This is a genomic window from Antribacter soli (assembly GCF_021568775.1).
In the GTDB taxonomy this organism is placed as follows: domain Bacteria; phylum Actinomycetota; class Actinomycetes; order Actinomycetales; family Cellulomonadaceae; genus Antribacter; species Antribacter soli.
In genome coordinates, this window is sequence record NZ_JAKGSG010000053.1 from 56,120 (window position 1) to 79,690 (window position 23,571).

Annotated in this window: 22 protein-coding genes and 3 pseudogenes; 9 read left to right on the forward strand and 16 right to left on the reverse strand. The window is 70.5% G+C overall.

The window, feature by feature from the left end:
• Positions 1 to 193: 193 nt before the first annotated feature.
• The 8 genes from L1785_RS18895 to L1785_RS18930 form a co-directional block, all read right to left on the reverse strand.
• A complete protein-coding gene (locus L1785_RS18895; RefSeq protein WP_236090852.1) occupies positions 194 to 1,519 on the reverse strand; it encodes an FAD-binding oxidoreductase in 1,326 nt (441 codons plus the stop codon).
• Complete coding sequence (locus L1785_RS18900; RefSeq protein WP_236090853.1) at positions 1,516 to 1,965, reverse strand: hypothetical protein; 450 nt, start codon at positions 1,963 to 1,965, stop codon at positions 1,516 to 1,518. The genes L1785_RS18895 and L1785_RS18900 overlap by 4 nt, the downstream gene beginning before the upstream one ends.
• Before the next feature lie 69 nt (positions 1,966 to 2,034).
• Positions 2,035 to 2,277, reverse strand: coding sequence for a hypothetical protein (locus L1785_RS18905; RefSeq protein ID WP_236090854.1), 243 nt, complete (start codon positions 2,275 to 2,277; stop codon positions 2,035 to 2,037).
• Between the two features lie 103 nt (positions 2,278 to 2,380).
• A complete protein-coding gene (locus L1785_RS18910) occupies positions 2,381 to 3,397 on the reverse strand; it encodes an LLM class flavin-dependent oxidoreductase (RefSeq protein ID WP_236090855.1) in 1,017 nt (338 codons plus the stop codon).
• 8 nt (positions 3,398 to 3,405) lie between these two features.
• Positions 3,406 to 4,278: an alpha/beta hydrolase gene (locus tag L1785_RS18915; RefSeq protein WP_236090856.1), complete on the reverse strand. Its 873-nt coding sequence runs from the start codon at positions 4,276 to 4,278 to the stop codon at positions 3,406 to 3,408.
• Positions 4,279 to 4,367: 89 nt separating this feature from the next.
• Positions 4,368 to 4,652 (reverse strand): epoxide hydrolase N-terminal domain-containing protein, encoded by a 285-nt coding sequence (locus L1785_RS18920; protein WP_236090857.1) that lies wholly within the window; start codon positions 4,650 to 4,652, stop codon positions 4,368 to 4,370.
• A gap of 45 nt (positions 4,653 to 4,697) precedes the next feature.
• Positions 4,698 to 5,519: a hypothetical protein gene (locus tag L1785_RS18925; RefSeq protein ID WP_236090858.1), complete on the reverse strand. Its 822-nt coding sequence runs from the start codon at positions 5,517 to 5,519 to the stop codon at positions 4,698 to 4,700.
• Positions 5,519 to 5,848 (reverse strand): PepSY domain-containing protein, encoded by a 330-nt coding sequence (locus L1785_RS18930; RefSeq protein WP_236090859.1) that lies wholly within the window; start codon positions 5,846 to 5,848, stop codon positions 5,519 to 5,521. Before L1785_RS18930 ends, L1785_RS18925 begins: the two co-directional genes overlap by 1 nt.
• A gap of 157 nt (positions 5,849 to 6,005) precedes the next feature.
• Here L1785_RS18930 and L1785_RS18935 point away from each other — a divergent pair, with 157 nt between their 5' ends.
• Both L1785_RS18935 and L1785_RS18940 read left to right on the forward strand, forming a co-directional pair.
• Complete coding sequence (locus L1785_RS18935; RefSeq protein ID WP_236090860.1) at positions 6,006 to 6,683, forward strand: response regulator transcription factor; 678 nt, start codon at positions 6,006 to 6,008, stop codon at positions 6,681 to 6,683.
• Positions 6,680 to 8,044 (forward strand): HAMP domain-containing sensor histidine kinase, encoded by a 1,365-nt coding sequence (locus L1785_RS18940; RefSeq protein WP_236090861.1) that lies wholly within the window; start codon positions 6,680 to 6,682, stop codon positions 8,042 to 8,044. The genes L1785_RS18935 and L1785_RS18940 overlap by 4 nt, the downstream gene beginning before the upstream one ends.
• Before the next feature lie 68 nt (positions 8,045 to 8,112).
• Here L1785_RS18940 and L1785_RS18945 read toward each other — a convergent pair whose 3' ends face one another.
• From L1785_RS18945 to L1785_RS18955, 3 genes are all read right to left on the reverse strand, one after another.
• The gene (locus L1785_RS18945; protein ID WP_236090862.1) at positions 8,113 to 10,362 is read right to left on the reverse strand and encodes an RICIN domain-containing protein; all 2,250 of its coding nucleotides are present in this window, start codon (positions 10,360 to 10,362) and stop codon (positions 8,113 to 8,115) included.
• A 381-nt stretch (positions 10,363 to 10,743) separates the two neighbouring features.
• Entirely contained in the window at positions 10,744 to 11,394 is a 651-nt protein-coding gene (locus L1785_RS18950; RefSeq protein ID WP_236090863.1) for an SDR family oxidoreductase, read from the reverse strand.
• 105 nt (positions 11,395 to 11,499) lie between these two features.
• Entirely contained in the window at positions 11,500 to 11,880 is a 381-nt protein-coding gene (locus tag L1785_RS18955; protein ID WP_308113381.1) for a VOC family protein, read from the reverse strand.
• A 235-nt stretch (positions 11,881 to 12,115) separates the two neighbouring features.
• Between L1785_RS18955 and L1785_RS18960 the strand changes: the two genes are divergently transcribed.
• Positions 12,116 to 12,547, forward strand: a complete 432-nt coding sequence (locus tag L1785_RS18960; protein WP_236090864.1) for a GNAT family N-acetyltransferase — start codon at positions 12,116 to 12,118, stop codon at positions 12,545 to 12,547.
• An 808-nt stretch (positions 12,548 to 13,355) separates the two neighbouring features.
• On the opposite strand, the gene L1785_RS18965 is transcribed toward L1785_RS18960, so the two are convergent.
• Positions 13,356 to 14,138, reverse strand: a complete 783-nt coding sequence (locus tag L1785_RS18965; protein ID WP_236090865.1) for an alpha/beta fold hydrolase — start codon at positions 14,136 to 14,138, stop codon at positions 13,356 to 13,358.
• A 188-nt stretch (positions 14,139 to 14,326) separates the two neighbouring features.
• Positions 14,327 to 14,767 (reverse strand): annotated as a pseudogene (locus L1785_RS18970) (IS5 family transposase); the annotation flags it as partial.
• 176 nt (positions 14,768 to 14,943) lie between these two features.
• On the opposite strand from L1785_RS18970, the gene L1785_RS18975 reads away from it, so the two are divergent.
• Entirely contained in the window at positions 14,944 to 16,866 is a 1,923-nt protein-coding gene (locus L1785_RS18975) for a DUF6745 domain-containing protein (RefSeq protein WP_236090866.1), read from the forward strand.
• Positions 16,867 to 16,879: 13 nt separating this feature from the next.
• Positions 16,880 to 17,272, forward strand: a complete 393-nt coding sequence (locus L1785_RS18980; RefSeq protein ID WP_236090867.1) for a DUF8820 family protein — start codon at positions 16,880 to 16,882, stop codon at positions 17,270 to 17,272.
• Positions 17,273 to 17,486: 214 nt separating this feature from the next.
• Here L1785_RS18980 and L1785_RS18985 read toward each other — a convergent pair whose 3' ends face one another.
• Complete coding sequence (locus L1785_RS18985; RefSeq protein ID WP_236090868.1) at positions 17,487 to 18,221, reverse strand: NPP1 family protein; 735 nt, start codon at positions 18,219 to 18,221, stop codon at positions 17,487 to 17,489.
• A 358-nt stretch (positions 18,222 to 18,579) separates the two neighbouring features.
• Here L1785_RS18985 and L1785_RS18990 point away from each other — a divergent pair, with 358 nt between their 5' ends.
• From L1785_RS18990 to L1785_RS19000, 3 genes are read left to right on the forward strand one after another with little or no spacing between them, the layout of a single operon-like run.
• Positions 18,580 to 19,458 (forward strand): alpha/beta fold hydrolase, encoded by an 879-nt coding sequence (locus L1785_RS18990; RefSeq protein ID WP_236090869.1) that lies wholly within the window; start codon positions 18,580 to 18,582, stop codon positions 19,456 to 19,458.
• Between the two features lie 56 nt (positions 19,459 to 19,514).
• Positions 19,515 to 20,090, forward strand: a complete 576-nt coding sequence (locus L1785_RS18995; protein ID WP_236090870.1) for a TetR/AcrR family transcriptional regulator — start codon at positions 19,515 to 19,517, stop codon at positions 20,088 to 20,090.
• Positions 20,091 to 20,125: 35 nt separating this feature from the next.
• On the forward strand, positions 20,126 to 21,646 hold the full coding sequence (locus L1785_RS19000; RefSeq protein WP_236090871.1) for an aldehyde dehydrogenase family protein: 1,521 nt from the start codon (positions 20,126 to 20,128) through the stop codon (positions 21,644 to 21,646).
• A 291-nt stretch (positions 21,647 to 21,937) separates the two neighbouring features.
• Here the strand turns inward: L1785_RS19000 and L1785_RS19005 are convergent.
• Positions 21,938 to 22,462, reverse strand: a pseudogene (locus L1785_RS19005) (SDR family NAD(P)-dependent oxidoreductase); the annotation flags it as partial.
• 77 nt (positions 22,463 to 22,539) lie between these two features.
• Here L1785_RS19005 and L1785_RS19010 point away from each other — a divergent pair.
• Positions 22,540 to 23,086, forward strand: a pseudogene (locus tag L1785_RS19010) (helix-turn-helix domain-containing protein); the annotation flags it as partial.
• Here L1785_RS19010 and L1785_RS23300 read toward each other — a convergent pair.
• Entirely contained in the window at positions 23,058 to 23,474 is a 417-nt protein-coding gene (locus tag L1785_RS23300) for an MmyB family transcriptional regulator (protein WP_236090872.1), read from the reverse strand. The pseudogene L1785_RS19010 and the gene L1785_RS23300 sit on opposite strands and share 29 nt — an antisense overlap.
• Between the last annotated feature and the right edge of the window lie 97 nt (positions 23,475 to 23,571).

Below are 23,571 nucleotides of genomic sequence, written 5' to 3' on the forward strand. Positions count from 1 at the left end.
CGGATCGCAAGGCCTGTGGAGGGATCCATCGCGCCGCGGCGCGCGGGCTATTCCGTGGTGGTGGCCTGTGTCGCGCGATCGCGCGCGTCCGCGTCCCAGATGAGGTCGCCCGCCGGGTTCCAGATGCGGCTCGTGCGACCGTTCGACCAGACGGCGTGGAAGCCGACGGGGAACGCGAGGTAGCGCCCGCCGCCTACCTCGGCCGGCTCGGGCGGATGTTCTGGTTCAGGTGGAAGACGTTGTCGGGGTCGACGGCGTCCTTGAGGGCCGTGAGCCGGGCGAGCTTCGCGGGCGGGTAGGCGCGCTCGATGCCGGCCGCGCCGTCGTCGCCGAGGGTGTTGACGTAGACGCCGTCGGCGAACGGCTCCAGGCTCGCCGCGCTCGCCCGTGCCGCGGCGATGCGTGCCTGGTCCTCGGCCGGGTCGGTCCAGCGGGTGGCGCCGACGTACTCGAACGCGGTCGCGCGGTGGCTGAACGCCGTCGCCTCGTCCGGCACGTCGGTGATCGCGCCTCCGTACGCCTGGATGCCTGCGAACACGGTGGGGTCGTGCGTCGCGAGCCGTTCGATCGCAGCGTCGGGCAGGTCGCTGAAGTAGTGGCCCTTCCAGTACCGGCGCTGCGCGTGGCCCTGGGGAGTGTCGTCTCGTGTCTGCAGCTCCACGTAGGTCAGGTCGGCCACGCGCCGCTGCGCCGGGCTCCCGAGCGCCTCGAGGGCGCGCGTGTGCTCGCGCCCGGCCGCCGGGTCGCCCACCCACACGAAGCCGAGCGTCGCGACGCCGCCGCCCACGGACGCGGCGTACGTCGCCTGCCGCGGGGCCGACACCGCCAGGTCGCGCCACCGGGACAGCGCTCGGAAGGCATCCTCGGCCGGGAAGTCCAGCTCGACGCTCAGCGCCTGCGTCCCCGTGGGGTGGAGCCGGAACTCGAACTCGGTCACGACGCCGAAGTTCCCGCCGCCACCGCGCAGTCCCCAGAACAGCTCGGGATTCTCCTCGGCTGAGGCGCGCACCACGTCGCCGGTGGCCGTGACGACCTCGAACGACTCGACGTTGTCGCAGGACAGGCCGTACCGGCGGGCGAGCCAGCCCATCCCGCCGCCCAGCGTCAGGCCGCCGACCCCCGTGTGCGAGATGTTGCCCGCCGTCGTCGCCAGCCCGTGCGCCTGGGTGGCACGGTCCAGCGCGCCGAGCAGCGCGCCGCCCTGGACCCGCGCCCGGCGCCGGTCCGGGTCGACGCGGACCCCGCCCATCGGGGTCAGGTCGATCATCAGGCCGCCCTCCGGAACAGACAGGCCGACGACGCTGTGTCCGCCGCAGCGCACGCCGATCTCCAGGCCCTCGTTGCGAGCCAGCGCGACCGCAGCCACGACGTCCCGCGTGCTCCGGCAGCGGACGATCAGCGCGGGACGCCGGTCCACCATGGCGTTCCACACCTGGCGTGCCTCGTCATACCCGGTGTCGCCCGGACGCAGCGTCTCGATCTCGGCCATGGTCCGCTGCCCGTCGACGTAGCCGGTCACGCGTCGGCCCTCCGCTCGAACGTGAGGTCGTAGTCCTTGCGCCAGGTGACGCCGGCGTCCTCGGAGGCCTCCCAGCGGCCACGGATCAGGTCGAGGCCGACGTCGGCGATCCAGCGCTGGTGGAAGTCCGGGTCCTCGCGAGACAGGGTCCAGCGCTCGCCGTCGTAGGTCATCGCGAACTCGCGGCACACGCCGCGGTCGTCGTGGTAGAGCGCGACGTACGCGTCGTTGGGGTCGCTGCGGCCCAGGACCATGGTCATCTCGGAGTGTTCGTGCTCGTCACCGGAGAACCGGGTCCGGACCAGCACGAACGACTCGCCGAGCCACTCGATGGTGGTGGTGCCCGGGACCTCGGTTCCCTTCGGTTCCAGGAACCAGGCGTCGGACATGGCCGTCGTCCACTGCCCGACGAGCCCGTCGAGCCTCGCCAGCTCCGTGTTTCGCATCGTGACCTCCGTCGGCGCTGCTCCGGTGCTCGCACACCTGACGGGTCCGACGACCGTCAGGTCCGGAAGTCATCGGTGATCGTCCTTCCGGTCTGCCCGGAGGCGCCGCACGAGCCAGAGGACGCCCTGATGGACGAGCACCCCGGCGGAAGCGTTGGCTGCGCCGAGGAAGGCGGCGGCGACGAGGCCGTTACCGCTGATCGGGACGTCGGCGAGCACGAGCAGGAGAGGCCACACGAGTGCTGCGGAGACGATGGCGACGCGCCACCAGCGCCCGAGGAGAAGCCCGTACACGATCATCGTCGGGATCATCGCCGCCTCCTCCAGGCCCAGGCTACGCAGGGGCCGGGCCGTCGGCCGTCCCGAGGCACGGGGGCCCGGACCTCGCCATCAGCCGGGCCTCAGCCGCCAGCCGCTACGACGCCGGTGACCAGCCGAGCAGCGGGCCGAGCCGCTCGGCCATATCGGTGAGGATCTGCACGTAGTCGGCCTCCTCGAACGTGAACGGCAGCGCGAAGGCGACCTCGTCCACGGCCTGGAAGCCGGCGTGACCGGACAGCGCCTCGGCGACCTGCCCGGACGTACCCACCAGGTCGGGGGCGAACATCAGCCGCGCGGGCCCCACCGGAGCCGACGTCCGGGGCAGCCGGGCAGCGGCGTACGCCTCGTACCGGGCCACCTGCTCGGGTGTCGCCGAGTCGGTGGGGATCACCACGAGGCCCTGGGACACGCGCGCCGCCTCGCCGTCCGCGTGCTTCGACCGGAACAGGTCGATCTGCTCGCGCTGGACCGTCGCGAAGTCCGGATTCTCGATGTCCCCGGCCATCACGACGGAGGAGGTGAGGAAGTTGACGTTCGCCTCGCCCGCCCACGCCGCCGAGCCGTGCGACCCGCCGCCGTACCAGACTCGTTCGCGCAGGCCCGGTGAGAACGGCTGGATCCGGGTGGAGAAGGTCTCGATCCCCTCGGTCCCGGAGAACGTGGAGACGTCACCGCCCGCCAGGTTGTGCAGCAGGCGTGCCACCCGCTGCTTCGAGAAGTCCTCCTGCTCCCAGGTGCCGGGGTAGAGGTGGTCGCGCAGGTGCTCCCAGTGGATCGGCGTGCCGACACTGACGCCCGGGTTGAGCCGCCCGCCCGAGAGCACGTCGACCGTGGCCAGGTCCTCCGCCAGCCGGAACGGGTTCTCCAGGCCGAGCGGGGTGACCGCGGTGCCCAGCTCGATCCGCGAGGTGCGCTGAGACGCTGCAGCGAGCACGGCGACGGGCGACGAGATGCCGTGCTGCAGGTGCCGGTGCCGCAGCCACGCGCTGTCGAACCCGAGACGCTCGCCCAGCTCGATCAGGCGAAGTGTGCTCTCGTGACCCTCGCGCGGGCGGTCGGGGTCGAACAAGCCGATGGTCAGGAAGCCGAGCTTCCGCAGCGGGCGCGTCACGCGGTCAGTCAACCAGACTCCACCGCCTGATCAGGACCGCCGACGGTGTGATCGGCGAGCCGGACGACGGCGTCCGCGACCTCCGGCCCGAACATCACGGCGTCGTTGTGCCCCGCCCCCGGGAGCACCAGGTGCTCGACCAGCCGGGGCGCGGCGCGCGCCACGGCCTCGCTCTGGGCCGGCGGCACGACGTCGTCGCGGTCGCCGTGCACGACCGTGACCGGGACCTGTGTCGCGGCCACGTGATCGAGGACCGTGTACCGGTCCCGCAGCAGGGCCTCGACGGGCAGGAAGGGGTAGTGGTGGGAGCCGATCTCGGCGAGGGACGTGAACGGTGAGCGCAGCAGGAGGCCGGCAGGTGGGAACTCGGCCTGGAGCGCGGCGACGACCCCGGCGCCGAGCGACTCGCCGAAGTAGATCGTCCGCTCGGGCGGGTACCCGCGCTCCGCCAGCGCCCGCCGGGCGGCCTCCGCGTCGAGCGCGAGCCCGGCCTCGGTCGGACGGCCGAGGTTCCCGCCGTAGCCGCGATAGTCCAGCAGGAGGACCGCGAACCCGCGCCCCGCGAGCAGCTCGGCAAGCCCGGCGCGTCCGAGCCGGTTGCCACCGTTGCCGGGCGCGACCAGGACGGCGACCTCACGGTCGCGTACCTCGGGCGCGGGCGGGACGAACCAGGCCGCCAGATCGAGCCCGTCGGAGGTGACCAGCGTGACGTCGACGCCGCCGTCGAGCACCGACGCTGCCGGGCCCGGCGACGAGCGGTCGGGGTGATGCACGAGCGCGTCCTGGCCGAGCCATGCGGCGCCGACGGCCAGGCCCGCCACCCCCGCGAGGACGCCGGCCGTCAGGGCCGCCGCCCGCACCGCGCGTCGCACCGCTGCCATGCCTTCATCGTCCGCCGTCGTGCGCCGCAGCCGCCAGAGCCTGCGGAATAGTGTGCCAAGCGGCGAGCTCCGAACCCGTCAGCCGTGCATCACGAGCAGCGCCGGCGCGTTCGACCGGTCGGCACGCGCGTGCACGTGGAGTGTGGTGTCGCCAGGTCCGCCGTGAACTGCGGGTGACCGTTCAGCCACCGCTCCCGGGCGCGCCAGTCCCATGTGCGCCACGACCGGACGAGGTCGCGCAGGTACGGGACCGACATGCGCGACGGAGGCCGCCGGGGCGAGTCGTCGACGAACCGTGTCCCGGCGAGCCGCTCCGCCAGGTCCGTCAGCACCTCGTCGGGCACGGCGATCGAGAACGGTGTCGGACCGGCCATGCGCGCCATGGTAGTTGGGTGGCCGTCGCTCATCACTCGCCCCGGTCAGCCGTACTCCTCGCCGAGCGGGGTGGTGCCGGCCGATCGGGCGGTCTCCTCGGACACGGTGGCGACCTCGAGGAGCTCCTCGCGGCCGCCCCCTCCGGAGATGCCGAGGGTGAGCACCGGGCCGACGCCGGGAGCGTAGAGCTTGTACTCGAGCACGTCGGGCTCGATGGTGATCGTGTCCTTGGTCAGCAGAGCCCGGTCGAAGTGCCCGGCCGGGACCTCGACCTGCTCGTCGAGACTGAGCACCTCGCCGTTGTCCTCCGCCTCGCCCTCGAGGTACTCCTGCCGGTACGCCATCCCGACAGCAGGGTCGGCCGGCATGATGACCCCCGCCAGGGCGCCGTCCGCCCCGGCCTCGAAGGAGCCCTCCGTGGACGTGATCTGGCCGCCGTCGAGCTCGGCGGTGTCCTCGCCGAGGTACCAGATCGTCCCGTCGGCGTCCTGGGCGTACCAGTCGAAGGTGTCCTCGACGACCTCGCCGCCCCGAGTGACCGTGTCCCGGACGACGCGTGCCGTGACCCCGTTGGCGACCTCCTTCGTCACGCTCGTGACGGTCACGACGACGCGCAGCTCCCGGCCGTTCTCATCGGTCTCCCCGTAGACCCAGCGCGTCCCCGGTTCCATCGGCCAGTACTCGTTGTCGATCTCCGTGGTGAAGTCGGCGGGGTCCAGGTCGACCGGTTCGTCCGACCGCGGCAGGTCCGCGTCCGCCCCGGCCGGCTCACCCGTTTGGCCCCCGCCCTCACCGCAGCCGGCAGCCAGGACGAGCACGCAGACCGCTGCCAGCCCCCAGCGCAACGGTCGCTCGACGGGTTTCATCAGCCGTCATCCTCTGCGTGCTCCCCTTCGGTGGCGACCACGTGGAAGTCCTCGTCGAGCTGGACGTCCACCTGGCTGCCGTCGGTGCGGGTCACCTCGACCTCGTACAGGCTCTCCTCGTCGCCCACCTCGGTCCCGGTCACCCGTCCGCCGCCCGTCGCGGCGAGCGCCGCCTCGGTGGCGCGGGTGAGGGCCGTGCCGGTGATCGCGGTGTCGGAGCCGTCGTCGTCGCCCGAACCGATCGCCGCCCCGGCTCCCGCCACCCCGATCACGGCCAGCGCACCCACGCCGATCGCGATGCGCCTCGTCGTCTTCTTCTGCGGTGCCATCTCACTCTCCGCTCTCGCGTTGCCCCCGGCTCCCTGCCCCTGCACCTCCACGGTAGGCATGCCAGATGAGCGGGGGATGAGTTTCGCGAAATCCATGGCGGGCATCGTCGGGCTCCGCTCTCATGCGGCTCTCACCTGCCCGCCTACGATGAGGAAGATGCACATCCTCGTCGTGGAGGACGAGCCGAAGATGGCCCGCCTGCTCCAGCGTGGCCTGACCGAGCGGGGCAACACCGTGGAGGTCGCCCCGACGGGAGAGGCCGCGTCTGCGATCGCGACCGCGGGGGACTTCGACGTCGTGCTGCTCGACGTGGCGCTGCCGGGGATCGACGGCGTCGAGGTCTGCCGGCGTCTGCGGGCCGCGCGGGTCTGGGTCCCCGTGCTCATGGTCACGGCCCGCACCGCCGTCGAGGACCGGGTCCGGGGACTCGACGGCGGGGCGGACGACTACCTGCTCAAACCGTTCTCGCTGGAGGAGCTGCTCGCCCGCATCCGGGCACTGGCACGCCGGGGGCCGGTGCCTCGCCCGACCCTGCTGACGACCGGGGACCTGACCATGGACCCGGCGACACGGCGGGTGTGGCGTGGTGAGCAGGAGGTCCCGCTGTCGGCCAAGGAGTTCGATCTTCTCGAGACGTTCATGCGCCGGCCCGATCAGGTGCTCACCCGCGACCAGCTCCTCGAGCACGCCTGGGACATCGCCTTCGAGTCGCGGTCGAACGTCGTCGACGTGTACGTGCGCTACCTGCGGGAGAAGATCGACCGCCCGTTCGGGCGAAAGACGCTCGAGACGGTGCGGGGCGTGGGGTACCGCCTCAGGGACGCACGTCCATGAGAGACCGGTGGCCCCTTCGCCAACGCGTCGTGGCGGTGTTCACGGCCGCAGCCACGATCGCCTTCGTGGCGCTGGGTCTTTTCGTGTACTACCGCGTCGAGGCGACGCTCCACGACCAGGCGCGCGTGTCTCTCGATGCGCAGATGGATGCGCTCGCCGACCTCCCGGAGTCGGCGCGTCGCGGTGCGATCGGGGCCATGACCGGCGAGTTCTTCGGCCAGGTCCTGACCCCCGCGGGTGCTGTCGTCGTCTCGTCGCCACAGTTGAGCGGGTCCATGGTGACCGGCGACCTGCCAGGCCTGGCGCAGGGTGAGGACGTGGTCGTCGAGCGTCCGGTGCTCCTGATCGAGGAGGACGAACGGGAGGCCGCGATCCTCCTGCTCCGCCGGGACGGGGATCAGGTCCTGGCGGTCGGCACCTCCAGGGAGGACCTGGACGATGCGCTGTGGGGCGTGCGCACCCAGCTGCTGATCGGCGGGCCGCTGGCCCTCGTTCTCGCATCGGTGGCCGGCTATCTGGCCGCGGGGGCGGCGCTGCGCCCGATGGAACGGATGCGGCGGCACGCCGAGGCCATCTCCGCACAGAGCTCGGGCGAGCGCCTGCCGCTGCCCGCGGCGCGCGACGAGCTCCACCAGCTCGGGCTGACGCTGAACCAGATGCTCGATCGCCTGGAGGCCGGGCTGCAGCGCGAGCGTCGCTTCGTCGCGGAGGCCAGCCACGAGCTGCGCACGCCGCTCGCACTGCTGAAGCTCGAGCTCGACCTCGCACTTGCCCAGCCCCGCTCGGCCGACGAGCTCGTCGCCGTCCTGAGGTCGGCGGACGAGGACGTCGACCGCCTCACCAGGCTCTCCGACGACCTGCTCCTCCTCGCCTCGTCGCAGGACGGCCGTCCTCCGCCGGACCAGTCGGACGTCGACGTCCGGTCACTGCTGAAGAAGTCGGCCGCCCGCTTCTCAGCACGCGCCAGGCAGGAGGGCCGCCGGATCGTCGTCCGGTGCGAGGGCCGTCCCGTCGTCCGCGCGCATGCCGGGCGCCTCGAGCGCGCGCTGAGCAACCTCGTCGACAACGCGGTTCGTCATGGAGCCGGTGACGTCGAGCTCCGGTCCACCTGGCAGGACGGCCGGGTCTCGATCTGGGTGACCGACCGTGGCCCGGGCCTTGACGACGCGCTCCGCGCTCGTGTCTTCGAGCCGTTCGGCCGATCCTCGGCACCTCGGGCGCAGGGCGGCCGAGGGCTCGGCCTCACGATCGTCCAGGCCATCGTCTCCGAGCTGGACGGCACGGTGACCGTCGAGAACCGCAGCGACGGCGGGGGGACGGTGGCGACCATGACGCTCCCCGGGCGTGCTGGGCAGCCGTAGCCTTGCTCGTGGACAAGGACGCCGGTCCCGGCTCCGACAGCGGAGGCGAGACCGGCGCCCTCAGGTGCTCAGCCCACGATCCACCGCTGGTTGGTCCCGCCGTTGCAGGTGTACTGCACCAGAGCGGCGCCGTTCGCGGTCGAGAAGCCGAAGACCTCGAGGCACAGGCCGCTGTTGACGTTGCGGAACGTCATGCCGCCGGGTGTCCCGGACCGGGTCCACAGCTGATTGGTCCCGCCGTTGCAGGTGTACTGCACGGCAGCGGTTCCGGGGGCCTGGTTGAACGCCGGGATCTCGAGGCACTTCCCGCTGTTGACGTTCACGAGCCGGTAACTGCTCCCGACGGGCTCCACCGTCCACTGCTGGTTGGTCCCGCCGTTGCAGGTGTACTGCCTGACGGCCGCCTGGTTCGCGGTGCTGGCGTTCCAGACGTCGGCGCACAGGTTGCTGTTGACGTTGCGGACCCGGACCGCGGGCGACGGCTGCTGGTTGAGCTGCCACTCCTGCGATCCGTCGGCCAGTGAGGTCTCGAGAGTGAGCGGCGCGCCCGCCGTCGAACCGGTCAGGTAGAGGTTCGTGTTCGCGGTGGAACGGAGCCTGACGTAGCCGTCCGAGGCGGGGACGACGGTCCAGAGCCCGTTCGCGATGTTGTCGACCCACTGGCCGATCCGCTGCCCGGCGGTCGCGTTCCCGGTCCAGATCCCTGCTGCGCGGCCACCTGACTTGTTGAGCAGCGTCACCGTGTTGTTCGGCTTGTCCGTCACGTGCCACAGCTGCGTAGCCGGGTTGGCTGCCGACCCGGCCGCCTCGAGCCGCACGTCCGGGACGTCGGCGTTGCCGAGGTTGGCGTCGTTGGTGTTGTTGCCGGTCCCGATCACCTGGCCGGTCTTGCGGTTCACGATCTGTTGGTACGCCCCGTTCGACTGCCCCAGGTCGACCTCACCGAACCGGATGACGGGGGTGGTCGTCGCACCGCCCCACGTCCCCGAGAGGATCGCCACCCGCCCCGTTCCTTCGACGTACTGCAGGGGGCGGCTGTACCCGGCGGGCACGGTCGTCTGGTACTCGGTCCAGGTGCCGGTGCTGCTTCCGTCGTTCATCCAGATGCTTCCGCTACCAGCAGCGTTGTAGATGATGCGCCCGTCGGGGAGGGTGCCGATGACCGGGCTCCCGCCCGTCGCGAGGCGTCGCGATCCGGTGTCCACGGGCAGCTGGCCGATCTCGAGGCCGTTGGGGTCGCCGTCGGCGAAGAACCGCAAGGGGTCGTCGGCGATCTTGTACCGGACGTTCGAACCCCCACCCCAGTACTCGAACGTGAGGATCCACCTTCCGTCGGTCGTGGGCGCGATCGTCGTCATGCCCGGCCGGCCACCGCCGATCTGCTGTCCGCCGTTCACGTTGAACGTGTCTCCGGCGACGTCGACGACCGGGGCGCTCCAGGCGGCGCTCGTGCCGTCCCAGGTCCTGTGCGCCAAGATCTGGGCGTGCGAGTCCGGTGCGGTGTCGTTCGCCGGGTCGAGGGTCGGGACGCCCGTCGTCGTGTTGTAGCCGAGGTAGTCGTTCTCGTCGGAGTAGTAGGTGACGAGCCGGTTGTTGCGCACCATCAGGTGCGGCTCCCAGACCGGGTCGACCTGCCGGGTGGTGTTCGCCTGCGCGACGTTGGTGCCTGTGGCCCCCGCGCTGCCGCCCTGCCACCCGCCGGTCGCGATGATGTTGACGAACTCCCAGCTCACGCCCTCGTCGGTGCTCGCGTAGAGCGCGAGGGCGAGGTCACGGCGGTCGCCGTCGTTCGTCGGCACCCAGCTCGGGTCCGCGGCCTTGCGCTCCCGGTAGTACTCGTCCTCACCGGTGACCAGGCTCGCGAGGACCAGCGTCCCCGTCCTCAGGTTGCCGACGTCCTGCGGCAGCACGTAGAGGTACGGGCTGGTCCAGTTGCTCGTGTACTTGTCCATCGCCGGGTCGTTGGACAGCTCGGCCGGCGAGCGCACCTCGGACAGCGGCTGCCAGGAGGTGCCGGAGTCGTCGCTCTTCCAGATCGGCAGGGTCTGACCCACGGCGCCGCCGATCGTGTCCGGTGCGGGGTAGTCCACCACCGTCGACTTCTCGAACGCCGCGACCAGCCGTCCGCTCGGCAGCTGCGCCGTCTTCGGGTAGACCACGCAGTTGCCGAGGCCCTTGAGGCACGGCTCCTGCGCGGGGAGCTGGTACATGACTCCACCGGTCGGGTTGTAGGCCTGTGCGGTCACGACCGGAGCCAGCATCGCCGCCGAGACGGCCAGGAGCACTCCGAGTGCCGTCGCCTTGATCCTTCTTCTCATGCCAGTTCCTCCACTTCCTTGTCGGTCGAAGCAGCTCACTCGTCGCCCGGCCCGCGGCAGGGGACACCTTGACGGGATCGGCCGGCTGGGGAGACGTCAACCGTCAGCCAGTCGTCCCGGGCCATGGACGAGTGAGGTGGCGGATCGAGCGGGATCAGTCCGCCCCGTGAGGTACTTCGCCGTCGCCTCCGAGGCTGTCGTGCGGTGCACTGACCGACCACGCTGTCTGTCGCCGATCTGCACCTTAGGGCAGGATGTTACCGATAACAAGACCAATGTGACCGGTAACATCGGTTCGCCTCGTTGCTCGCGATCGAGCCCGGCGGACCGTGTCCGGGCGCGCTTCAGTCGTCGGCCGGCGTGCGGGTCACAAGCACATCCCTAGCTCGCGGCGGCGACCGCCTCCGCGATCGGCGTCCCACCGTTGCCGAACGCGATGGTCCGCCCGACGGTGCCGCCGTCGGCCAGGACCGCGGCGGCGACCGCGGCGACGTCGGCCCGCGAGACCCGGCCGTCGCCGGGGTTCGTCACCTCGATGAGGCCCGTGGGCTCGTCCAGCGTGAGCGGACCGGGGGCGAGGATCGTGTAGTCGAGCCCGAGGGCGCGCAGGTGCTCGTCGGCCGCGCTCTTCGCGTCGGCGTAGGCGAAGAACGAGCTGGTCTCGGGGACGCCATGGTCGGGGCCCGCGCCGATGTAGGACACCATGACGTAGCGCGCGACGCCCGCCGCCTTCGCGGCGTCCATCGAGCGGACGGCGGCGTCGCGGTCCACGGCGTAGGTGCGCGCGGGGTTCCCGCCGCCCGCGCCCGCCGACCAGACGACGGCGTCCTGCCCCCGCACGAGCTCGGCGAGCCCGGCGGTGTCGAGCTTCTCGACGTCGGCGACCAGCGGGGTCGCGCCCGTGGCTGCGACCTCCTCCAGATGGTCGGGGTTGCGGATCACACTGGTGACGTCGTCGCCCCGCTCCACGAGGAGCGGAGCGAGCAGGAGCGCGATCTTTCCGTGGCCGCCGATGATCAGGACGCGGGACATGGGGCTTCCTTCCGTCAGGTTCGGCTCCAGGCTATGCCGGACGGCGGCGCGCCCGCCGGGCCGATGGGTCCACCTCTTGGGGGGCCCACCGGCCGTCGGCGGCCGCTACAGGTAGGGCCTGGTGATCAGCTCGATGTAGTGGCCTGCCGGGTCCAGGAGGTAGACGCCCCGGCCGCCGTGCCCGGTGTTCGTCTCTCCCGGTCGTGCTCGCTGCGGGTCGGCCCAGTGGTCGCGCTTCTCGGCCTGGATCTTGGCGTAGGCGCGATCGAAGTGGGCATCGTCCATCAGGAACGCGTAGTGCTGGGGCGGGAAGTCGATCGGCGTCGCGGCGAACTGCAGCAGGAAGCCGTCGTCGAACTGCAGGTTGGTGAACGGGCCCCAGGAGGGCGCGTCCTCGAGCTCGAGGAGGTCGCGGAAGAAGGCGGCCGAGGCCGCCGTGTCCTTGGCCGCGACGATGGTGTGGTTGAAGCTGGCGGTCATGGTCATCTCTCTGTCGGTTGGTCGTTCCTGCGTGTGGCTTCAGGAACCCGACGGCGGGCCGCGGGCAGCAGCGTTGCTGCGCGGCATCGATGACGTCAGACGACGACCGGATCGCCCATCTGTGCGTGGCTGCGAGCAGCCTGACCGGTCATCACGGTCGCGAGGCTAACAGCGAATCCGCGCCCCGGGCAACGAAACCCATCGACCGTTGCCGGTGTCAGGGGCCGGCCTGGGGTGAAGCGTGCTCATCCGAGGCGCGGTCCCTGACGATGCGCGTGCCACCGCCCTGCTACTCGGCCAGCTCGGGTATCCGACCTCGGCGGAGAAGGTCGCCGCCCGGTTCGCGCGCCTCGCCGAGAGTGAGAACGACCCCGCATGGGTCGCGGTCGATCCGCACGATGAAGAAGTCATCCTTGGATTTGCCGCCGGACACCTCTTCTGGCCCTACGAGCTCGACACGCCAGTGGCCGAGCTGACCGCTCTCGTCGTCACCGAACGGCGCCGTGGCGCCGGAGCTGGCCGGGCCCTCGTGGCGACTTTCGAGGAGTGGGCGACGGCTGCGGGCAGCAGCCGCGCCACCGTCGCATCGTCCTTCCGCCGCACAGGGGCTCACGCCTTCTACGAGAGGCTTGGATATGAGCAGCTCGCGAAGAAGTTGGAGAAGACGCTCTGAGCGAGACGATGAGCGAAGAGATCTCTGAAACAAGCTCTGGCCGACTCGCCTGAAGAGCACCCTGGTCCTTCGAGGACCCGACGATTGGTCCGGTCGATCAGGTCTCCGGGTCCACTCAGGAGAGATTCCTGGGTTGACCTGGCCCGATATGGTGCCCCGTGCAGGACTTGAACCCGCGACCGAGAGGAGGCTTCCGAGGCCATTGGCGGACCCAGAAACCGGGCTAGGTATCCGCGGAATCTCTTGGGATTCTGCGGGTTGACGCCGGGCGTCGGTCGGCAGTCTATCCGGTCGTCCACGGGTTGATGCGGGTTCAATCGGGCAGGTTCTGAGGGGGAGGGTCAGGTCGTCACGCGAAACGCGGACGTCGCCCCCTCGGTCAAGGGTCGCGCGGCTCCGCGCATCTCGGGACTCGGGGCAGTGATGCGTGCACCGATCGAGCGAGACAGCGAGAGCACCTAGCCGCTGGCACCGTGAAGTTGTCACATCGAGGCTCGTGATCGCACCACGGACTCCTCCTGACTTACGCCATTTAGTGCGTGTCGTGGCCTCGAGCGCTGTTTTGAAGGTCGTGGGCACACGGGCCCCGATCAGTGCGCTCCGACGTGCAACCAGCCGATCAAACCCGTAGTCACAGCGCCACGCGGTCTGCCGCCTGTCGAACATGGCCGAAGTCAGGACGGCGTGGGCGCCGTGGCGCTGGAGGACGGCACGTTCCTCGACGTCGCGATAGTGGAGCGGGAGCGCTGGGTCTTGGACCTGGCTGTGCGTGGGCCTTCACCGAGCCCAGGTTGAAATCCAGGGATGATCAGGACGCCTGCGACAGAGCGCTTGCGATCACTGCGGCGGTCTTCTGCGGAGCCTCGTCCGGGAGGAGGAACACCGAGCCGGGAATCGTCACCAGGGTCACGTTGTGGGCCGCTTGGAGTGTGGCGCGCTCGGCGTCGGTGAGGCCTCCGTCCCCCTTTTCGGCGTGGACCACCCACACAGGATTGTCAGACGCGGCCAGCTGCGCAGCGAAGTCCCGGTCTTCGGCGATGTAGTCGAGGTACTCGCCGCTTGCTCGGACCGAATCGCCGGCCCTGTTCTGCTTGAAGTCCTCGATCAGTTCCTTCTTGTGCCGCTCAGGTGTCTTGGCAGATCTGGCCATCAGTGGCATGAGCCGGAGCAGCACGGCCATCGGCCAGCTGCCTACCTTCTGCGACGCCCGTACGACGGCGCGGAAGAACCGAGCCTCATCCTCAGTCGTCAGGCTGATGCCGAGGAGTACGACCGGGCCCTGGAAGTGCCCTGACAGCACCATGTCCAGGGCCACTGTCGCGCCGTGGGAGAAGCCTACGACCACGTCGCACCCGTGTGCTTTGGCCAGTTCGCCAGCCCGACGGGACAGGGCGGGGATGGACACGTCTTCGGACACAGGCGCGCCTGCCATGCCCGGCAGTGTCGTGGCCACCAAGCGAAACCCGGACAGCGCCGGGTCAGCCATCACGAGGTCGAACGACCGAGCCGCGTTGGCTCCGCCCGGTAGGAGCAGGACCGATCGATCCGCATCCGGTGGTCCCGATGTCAGAAGCTCCCAGGCTTCCCTCATGGCCACCTCCGAATAGTGGACTCCTACTCATGAACGGTAGGCCCAACGATCCCCGCCAGCAGGCTGGAGTTCTGATGATCCGTGACGCACTCGGCGACAGGGTCATCTTGATCGGTTGCGCTGGTTGGCCCAGGACGCGGCGGCGGAGGGCTACGGCGAGTACCGACTTGCGTCATTTAGAGCTCGTTTCAGAATGGCTGGTCGGGCAGTTTGCGCCAGCAGATGATCGCGCAGGCGAGGTGCATGAGGCCCAGGCGGAGGTCGGCGCGGCGTTCGTAGCGGGTGCGCAGGCGTTTGTGCTGGTGCAGCCAGGCGAATGAGCGTTCGACGACCCACCGCTTCTTGCCGAGTCCGGACCCGTGGGCGGTGCCCCGGCGGGCGATCTTGGGGGCGGTGCCGCGGGCGCGCAGCTGGCGGCGGTAGATGTCGTAGTCGTAGCCGCGGTCGGCGAACAGCCGTCTGGGCTTGCGGCGCGGCCGCCCGACCACGCCGCGGATCGCGGGCAGCGAGTCGACCAGTGGTAGCAGCTGGGTGACGTCGTGGCGGTTCCCACCGGTCAGACTCACCTGCAGGGGCACGCCGTTCGCGTCGACAATCAGGTGGTGCTTGGAGCCGGGGCGGGCGGCGTCGGAGCCGGAAGCAGCGGGCGTACTTGCTCCCACAGCCCGTCAGCGACCAGATCGTCGATCACGATCCCGCAGCACGCCCGATCCACCCGAACTGGGCACACCGGACACACCGGTTATTCTTCTCCAAACCCGGCACGAGACCGTAGGCTGTGTCTCCCGGAACCTGGGAGGCCACCGTGGACGGAGAGCCCGACCCGCGCACCGCCACGCACGCGCCGGGCTTTCTTGCCCTGGTGGCCGCGTTGCGCCGACCCGGCGACGCCGACCACGCCCTGGTGGCCCGCGCGACCAAGGTCGGGTACTGGTTGACGACGGAGGCCATCGAACGGATCCGGGTCGGCACCACGCTGCCGTCGCCCGAGGAGCTGACCGGCTACCTCGCCGCCTGCGAGGTGCCGCCCGCGGCACGGCATCCGTGGCTGGACGTGTTGCGGCGATTCCGTGGCGAGACGGGGCCTTACGCCACCACGATCAATGTGCTCAGGGCGGTCCAGGGTGTCGTGCGGGCGGCGCGGCCCCTGTTCGACGCGGTGCCGGACGGGTTCGTGGACGCGGCCCAACGCCTCGTCCGGCTGCAGGCCCACCTGGACGAGGCAGTGGCGACGGCCCGACGAAACCGGCCCATGGTGGGCCCCGCCAGGACGTTCCACCAGACCGGCGTGCCCGGGCACAGCGAGGTATGGCGGCATCGGGCGATCTTCCGGTACATGGTCGCAACGGTCCGACCCGGGGACTACGCCCGGCAGCTTTCCGATCGGTGTGCGCGCGCGTTCGGGCCGGCCCGCGATGCGCTGGACGCCCTGTGCCGCACGTTCGACGGCGACCCGGCGATCGACTCCGTCGCCCGGATCTGCGCCGAACTCGACGAATTTCTCGCGGCGGTCCGCGCGGAGGCACCCGCCGACGCCGACAAGGCGGCGATGCCCGCCCCGGCCCGCACGCTGCTGGTGACCTTGGACCCGGAACAGGTGGCGGCGCTGCCCCGGTTGTGCGGACCGTGGCGGGCGATGACCGGCCTCGACGTGCCGGTCGACCGGGTGCTGGCCGAAGCGGCTATGGCCGAGATCTACGAAGACCGGGACCTCGCCGTCCCGCCCATCCACTGGGTGGACTCGCCGGTCGCCGCCCTGCAGCTGCTGAAGGTAGCCGACGCTGGGCCGTCACTGTCCATCTTCAACGGTAGCCCCATCCCACCCGTCCGGGCCTTCGCCGACGCCCCGACCCTGCCGCCGGGGACGTGGCCGGCCTCGGCACCGGACTGGGACCTCGGCGACCAGGCCGACCCGACGGCGTTGTGGCACCTGGCGGACGCGTTCGACCTGCTGATGTTCGACGCCTACGGCCCGCCCGTCGAGGGTGCCCACGGCTACTCGGTCGAGTCGATCCTGGCGGGCTCGGTGCACCGCGTGATCGGGCCGGACGCGCAGTGCCCACCGGCGTACCCCGCCTGGCTGTCGACATACTGGCTCGGGTTCTTCGACCTCGCCCGGGACCTGGACCTGGTCCGCTACGGGGCCGGCACCGACGCCGTACTCGAACTGGCGGTCGAGGTCGGCCAGACTGGCATCGGATGGTGGTGGCCGCACCGCGACCTGTGCGTCATCTCCCGGCGGCCGGTGGCGATGGCCACCGAGGAGTTGACCGGCCGCGAACGCGGCCGGCGCCTGCACCGCGGGGACGGGCCGGTACTGGAGTTCGCCGACGGCACGCGGTACTACGCCTGGCACGGCACCCCGGTCCCGGCCGACCTGATCGAGGAGGGCTGGTCGGTCACCCGGATTCTCAGCGAACCCAACCTCGAGGTGCGTCGTTGCGCGATCGAACGCCACGGTTGGCCCAGGTTCATCGACGAGGCCGGGCTGCGCCAGGTCGGCCAGCCGGCCCTCGACCCCGGCAACCCCGGCCAGACGCTGACCCTCTACGACGTGCCGTGGGGCGGCCGGATCCTGGTGTGCAGCAACGCCAGTCTGGAACGCGACGGCACCCGCCGCCGGTACGGAGTCGAGGTCCGGGGCTCCGACGACGATCCGGTCCGTGCCGCCGCCAGCCTGTTCGGGCTGAGCCGGGAGCATTACCTGACCATGCAGCGCGCGACCTGAACCGGAGGCCCCCGTGACCGACACCCGCCGCATCGAAGCCCAGCCCACCGTCGAGGTGGACATCCCCGTCTTGACCGGACTCCAACGCCAGGGCGACGTCGCCATCATCCCGGTGGGCATGGCCTACCGCCTCGACCAGTCGCCGCCGGTGCCGGTGCCGGCCGAGGGGATCGCGCTGATCAGCGGCGAGACCGGCCATACCCACCTGCTCGTCGCCGACGGCCCGGTGACCTGGACGACCGTGCCGTGGCACTACCGCGACGTGGGAATGTTCACGGTCGCCGCGGAAGCGGTGGCCTATGTCCTGCACCCAGAGCACGCAGCGCTCGGCTGCGGACCGGGGGAGTACCTGGTGCGGCGGCAGGAGGAGATGACGCCGAACGGATGGCGAGTGGTCGCCGACTGAGTGGCCGTTTCTCAACGCGTCGCGCCGGGCGGCGCCACACATCCAGATCAACCAGCCGTACGGGCTGTGGACACCGCAATGGTTGCGGGCCGAAGGGTGACTGGAGGAGCGGGAATCCCGCGTCATCGTTCATACCCGGGAGCTTCGCCAGCGGGCGGGCTGCCCTTGTTCGGTGCGCAGGTAGGTGCGGTCGAGATTTCTGCTGGGACTCGTGTCAGGCGTTGGGGTTGAACGGGATCCCGGACGGCTTGGCCCTGCTCAGCTCGAGCGGATACCTGCTGTCCTGAAGCGGGAAGTTGGCGTCGCCCCACGAGGACCTGTTCAGCGTGTCGCGCAGATCACTACGGAGTTCCGTCCAGCTGACCAGTGCGGGCTGGTCCCAGCCCCCGTCGCCCCACGCCTCCGCCTGCTCACCGGACATGGCGAAACGCATGACGTGCGTGCTTGCGCCGTCCTTGTGGTAGACCGCCTTGACGCGGGAGCCGCTCTTCTCCGAGATGTCGGTCCACGGCTTGGTCTCGTACTGGCCGTGGCGGGACACTGACACGTAGGAGGGCGTTCCCGAGCCCTGCGGTACCCAGACCACCACGCCCTCCCAGTCGTGGCGGTGCGACGTAGCGGTGCAGTTGTCGCAGCTCATGTCCTTTTCGAAGTACAAGGCGTAGACGATCGCGCACCAGCCGTTGTTGCACGTGGCTCGCGAGTAGGTGTTGGCCATGCCGAGGTGGCCGCTGCGGCACTGACCGGTGACGGGTCCGCTGTCGTCGAGGCCGCCGTTGAGCCTGCCGCTGTTGTCGATTGCCGCGGCGGGCAGACAGCCGTCGCCGTCGTAGTCGAAGAACGGCTGGAACGTCCGCTGGAACGAGGTGGCGTTCGGGGGCAGCGGCTCCAGCACTGCGGCTGAGGCGACGTTCGGCAGGCCGAGGGTCAGCGCGACCGCGCCGACCATGGCCAGAAAGGCCCTGGCCGGGCGAGACGAAACTCTCGAGCTCACTGCAGTAGTCATGCTGGGTTCTCCGATTCACTCGCTCCGTGTGCCGAGACCTCTTGGCAAGGCCTGACTCTTGCAGTCGAGGGAATGCAGCGAGTTACCACAAGACGGCCATCCGGTGCCGGTGCGATGTACTCGCGTGCGAGCAGGTCCTGGTGTATCGAACTAGTGTTCTAAACGGCGCTAGGCTTGCTGCCATGGTGGGGCGAGACGGGCAACGGTACTCGCCTTGCGCACGGAAACCGATCGGTTTACGATTGCTGGATCGAGGTTGGCTTCCATGGTCGCCCGGTCACACCAGAGGGAAGAGGGAGCCATGTCCAGCCCAGAGTCGCGGTCCACGATCGATGTTCCGGGGACCATCAGCCACACACTCGCTCCGCTCGGTGGGCACGACGGCCGCGTGGGTGCGCTGCGCTACCTCAAGGCGGGCACGGGAGCTCCTGTCGTGCTGCTGCACACCGTGCGTACGCAGGCCGAGCACTTCCGCTCGCTCATCCCGCTGATCTCGGATCACTACACCGTCTATGCCCTCGATCTGCCAGGGATGGGCCACTCCGAGATCGTGCCCGGGGCGTCGTATGACGAGCCGGCGATGCGCGCCGGCGTTGAACGGCTCCTGACCGAGCTCGACCTCAACGACGTGACGCTGGTCGGAGAGTCCATGGGCGCGACGCTCGCCCTGACTGTCGCAGCCGATCTGCCGCACCGGGTACGGCGCGTCGTGGCGGTCAACACCTACGACTTCCCCGGTGGGATCGCCAGGTCCAGCCTCCTTGCCCGGATCGTGGTCGGGGCCGTTCTGGCCCCAGGCATAGGCCCCGTGGTCGCCGGGGTCGAGCCCAAGGCGGCCCTCCGCACGATCCTGCAGGGCGGACTGAGCGACAAGACCGCCCTGCGGGACGACTACCTCGACGAGCTGCTCCACGTCGGGACCCGCCCCGGCTACCCGACCGTGGCCCGGGCCGTCTACCAGAGCCTGCCCAGCCTGATCGCGGCCCGCTCGCGCTACCCCGAGGTGAAGTCCCCCGTGCACCTCGTCTACGGGGAGAAGGACTGGTCCCGGCCGTCGGACCGGCAGGCCAACAAGGACCTGCTGCCCGACGCGGAGTTCACACAGGTGCCCGGGGCGGGTCACTTCATCGCCCTGGAGCGACCCGACGTGCTGGCCGACCTGCTGAACGCCGTGGCATGATGACCAACATAAACCGATCGGTTTCCGCTTCTCTCGGATCTCGATAGACTGACCCCATGACCATGACCACGGAGGCGAAAGCGAGCACGCGAGAGCGGCTGCTGGAGGCGGCGGCAACGCTCACCTACCGTGAGGGCACCGGCGTCGGCATCCAGGCGCTGTGCCAGGCGGCGGGAGTGTCGAAGCGTTCCCTCTACCAGCTGTTCGACAGCAAGGACGAGCTGCTGGCAGTGAGCCTGGAGCGGGGCGCGCCCGCGTACAAGGCGTGGCTCCTGCCTCCGGCAGGCGATGACCGTTCACCGCGTGAGCGGATCCTGCACGTCTTCGGTCAGCTGGAGTCGCAGTCGGCGGCGCCCGACTTCCAGGGCTGCCGATACCTGGCCGTCCAGATCGAGCTCAAGGACCCCACTCATCCTGCGAGCCGGGTGGCGCGCGGCGTCAAGGACGACCTGACGGGGTTCTTCCGCGCCGAGGCCGACCGGGGCGGGGCACGTGACCCCGACCTGCTGGCCCGACAGCTCATGCTGATCTTCGACGGCGCGAGCGCTCGCGCAGGGGTCGGGGCCGACGACCTGGCGGGACTCGTCTCACCCACCGTCGGCGGTCTCCTCGACGCCGCAGGTTTGCGCTGACGCGCTGGACGACCGAGCAAGAGCAAGGAAGCGTCATGGCCATCGCCGCACTGACCAGCCTCACCGAGGGCGCCGTCATCCCCTTCGGCGGGGACCGGTACACGACGGTGCCCGCCGAGCTCGCCGCGGCCTTTCGCGCGGGCGACCAGCTGCACGTTGTGCAGTCGACCGGGGCGCTGCTGCACGTCCCGGAGGCGGTACGCACCGCCGTGACAGTGCAGGTCGACGCGGCGGTCGACGCGTTCGCGCGGCTGCGGTCATCAGGTAAGAGCACGGTGCGTGATTTCTACACGGCGTTTGCCGACGCCCTGGCCGACGACGCCGTCTGGAACCTCATCGAGACCGCCAACACCGACGACGTGGCCCGCGCGGAGCAGCTCGGGCGCTCGACGACCAGGCTGCGCGTCGCGGCGCAGATGCGCCAGGACATGATCGCCGGCCTGCGCGGCTGGGCGGCTCAGCAGGCGGCCCGGGCCGGGGACGGTTCCGCCGATCTGGTCGAGCGCGTCGAGCACGACGGCTGGGCGGTCGAGATCGTCTCCGCCCCGCTCGGGGTGATCGGCTTCGTCTTCGAGGGTCGCCCCAATGTCTTCGCCGACGCCGCCGGCGTGCTGGCAACGGGCAACACCGCGGTGCTGCGCATCGGCGGCGACGCGCTCGCGACGGCCCGGGCGATCGACCGGCACGCCCTGCGCCCGGCCCTGCGGTCCGCCGGCCTGCCCGAAGGCGCTCTCGCCCTGGTCCCGGTGCGCGAACGCGCCGCCGGCTGGGCCCTGTTCAGCGACTCCCGGCTCGCGCTCGCCGTGGTGCGCGGCTCGGGGGCCGCAGTGACCCAGCTCAGCAGCGTCGCGCGGCAGAGCGGGATCCCGGTGAGCGCGCACGGCACGGGCGGCGCGTGGCTGGTGGCCGACGGTGCCGCGCAGGTCGAGCGCTTCGCCGGCGTCGTGCGGCACTCCCTCGACCGGAAGGTCTGCAACACCCTCAACGTCGTCGCCGTCGTGCGCGAGCGCGCGGACGAGTTCGTGCCCGTGCTGCTGCGGGCGGCGGACGACGCCGCTGCGGCGCGGGGCGGCGTCGCGCGCGTGCACGTCGCCAGCGGCAGCGAGGGCTGGGTGCCGCCGGCCGAGCTCGAGCGCCGCATCGTGGTGCGGCGGGCCGAAGGCCCGTCCGAGGAGTCGCGCGCGAGCCTGCTGCCGCTCGAGGAGCTCGGCACCGAGTGGGAGTGGGAGGACACACCGGAGCTGAGCCTGGTGGTGGTCGACGACGTCGACGAGGCGGTCGCGTTGTTCAACGCGTACAGCCCGCAGTTCGTGGCGTCCCTCGTCTCGGCGGACCCGGCCGCGCACGCGCGGTTCCGTGACCTGGTCAACGCGCCGTTCGTCGGCGACGGGTTCACGCGCTGGGTCGACGGCCAGTACGCGCTCGAGCGCCCGGAGCTGGGACTGTCCAACTGGGAGAACGGGCGGCTTCTGGGCCGGGCGGGTGTGCTCACCGGGTCCGACCTCACCACCCGGCGCACCTTCGCGCACCACGACAGCTTCGACCAGCACCGCTGATCGAAGGGGGGCGCAGACGGTCATTCGCGGTGTGCGTGATGCGTAGTGTTCAGGCGTGGGTGTCGTCGTAGGCGAGGTCTCGGCCTGGATAGCGTCGGCGCCGGCGATGAAGCGCGGCAGCGGCTCGTCCTGGCCGGCGATGGTCAGCAGTGCGCGAGCGAGCTTGGCTGGGTCGCCGGGCTGCTGGCCGTTCATGCCCTTCATGGCCTGGATCGTCGGGACGGTCCGGGGGGCGTAGTCGTTGATGGACGGCTCGGGCCAGGCCGTGGAGCCGTCCACGAGGAGCTCGGTACGGAAGTAGCCGGGCTCCACGACCGTGGTGCGGATGTTGTACGGCGCGACGTCCTGGTGCAGGGACTCCATCCAGCCCTCGACTGCGAACTTGGAGGCGGCGTACGCGGCGGTGAACTCCGGGCCGACCAGGCCTGCGGTCGACGAGATGGTGATGACGTGACCGGCGCGCTGCCTGCGCATGAGAGGTAGGACGGCGCGGGTGACGTTCATCGGGCCGAAGAGGTTGGTCTCGAACTGCTGGCGCATCTGCGCGGGTGAGACCTCTTCGAAGTAACCGGCGAAGAGGTTCCCTGCGTTGTTGACCAGGACGTCGACGCGACCGAAGTGGTCGATGGCTGCCTGCGCGATGTCCACGCCCATGCCCCGGCCTGCGCCGGTAACCAGCAGCACCTTGCTCTGAGCCGTCTTGTCAGTCATGTCCGTACGTCCTTCGTCACGAGTCGGAACCCCGCGTCGACGGCCGGTCATGTGGGTCTTCCCCGCTCCGGCCCGCGGCGGCAACACCAGGTAACCGCCTGCCATGAGCGCGAAGAAGTTGCTGCTGGACGGTGTACTCGTGGCCCGCCCCTCGTCCTGGGAGTCCGGCCTAGCCTGGAGGGGTGGACAACCGTGAGCAGGTCAAGGCGTTCCTCAGCTCCCGCCGAGCCAAGATCACTCGCGAGCAGGCCGGTCTGCGCAACTACGGCCACAAACGGCGGGTGCCTGGACTGCGCCGTAGCGAGGTCGCCGACCTGGCCGGCGTCAGCGTCGAGTACTACGCCCAGCTCGAGCGGGGCGACCTCAGCGGCGTCTCCGACAGCGTGCTCGACGCCCTGGCCCGAGCACTCCACATGGACGAGGCCGAGCAGCGTCGCCATCCTGCGGGCCGAGGCCGGTCGCGACCCTTACGACAAGGCATTGACCGACCTGGTCGGGGAGCTGTGCACCCGCAGTGACGACTTCCGTGTCCGCTGGGCCGCGCACGACGTCCGCCTGCACCACACCGGGCTCAAACACATCCACCACCCCGTCGTCGGCGACGTGCACCTGTCCTACGAGGTGATGCAGCTGTCCGGCGACCCCGGCCTGGCACTGACCGCGTTCAGCGCCGAAGCGGGCTCTCCCAGTGACGACGCCCTCAAACTTCTAGCCAGCTGGGCCGCCACCCACGACCCGGCCGACGCTCCGGCGAGACCGAGCCAGCCGCAAGCCAGGGCCAGAACGAGAACCTGTCTGGGATCTCGTTCAGCCTTGCGCGATGGTGTCCTGGTCGGTGCTGCGCTACTCGGCGGCGCCGGTCGTCGCAGTTGGTGAGGAGCTCGCCGACCAGGTCGCTGAGATCCCGGTCGCGCGGGGCGCGACCGGCCTTGGCCCGCAGGATCGCGACGGTCTGCCGAGCCGCCCGTTCTGCACCAGCCGGCGATCCCGATCCACTCGGCCGCGAGGGAGTGCCCGCCGAGGCTCGCCTTCTTGATGGCCGCAGCCTCGGTCGCGAGGGCGGTGGCGATGAACTCGGCGGCCTCCTTCGGGGCGGTGGGCGAACTCGGCCAGCCACTCACGGCGCACCGTCTCAGCTTCTCTGCACTTGGCAACTGCAGGTCGTCCGAAGGGGGGCAAGATTCAAACGAGGGGTCAGACTTCAAGCAGCGTTT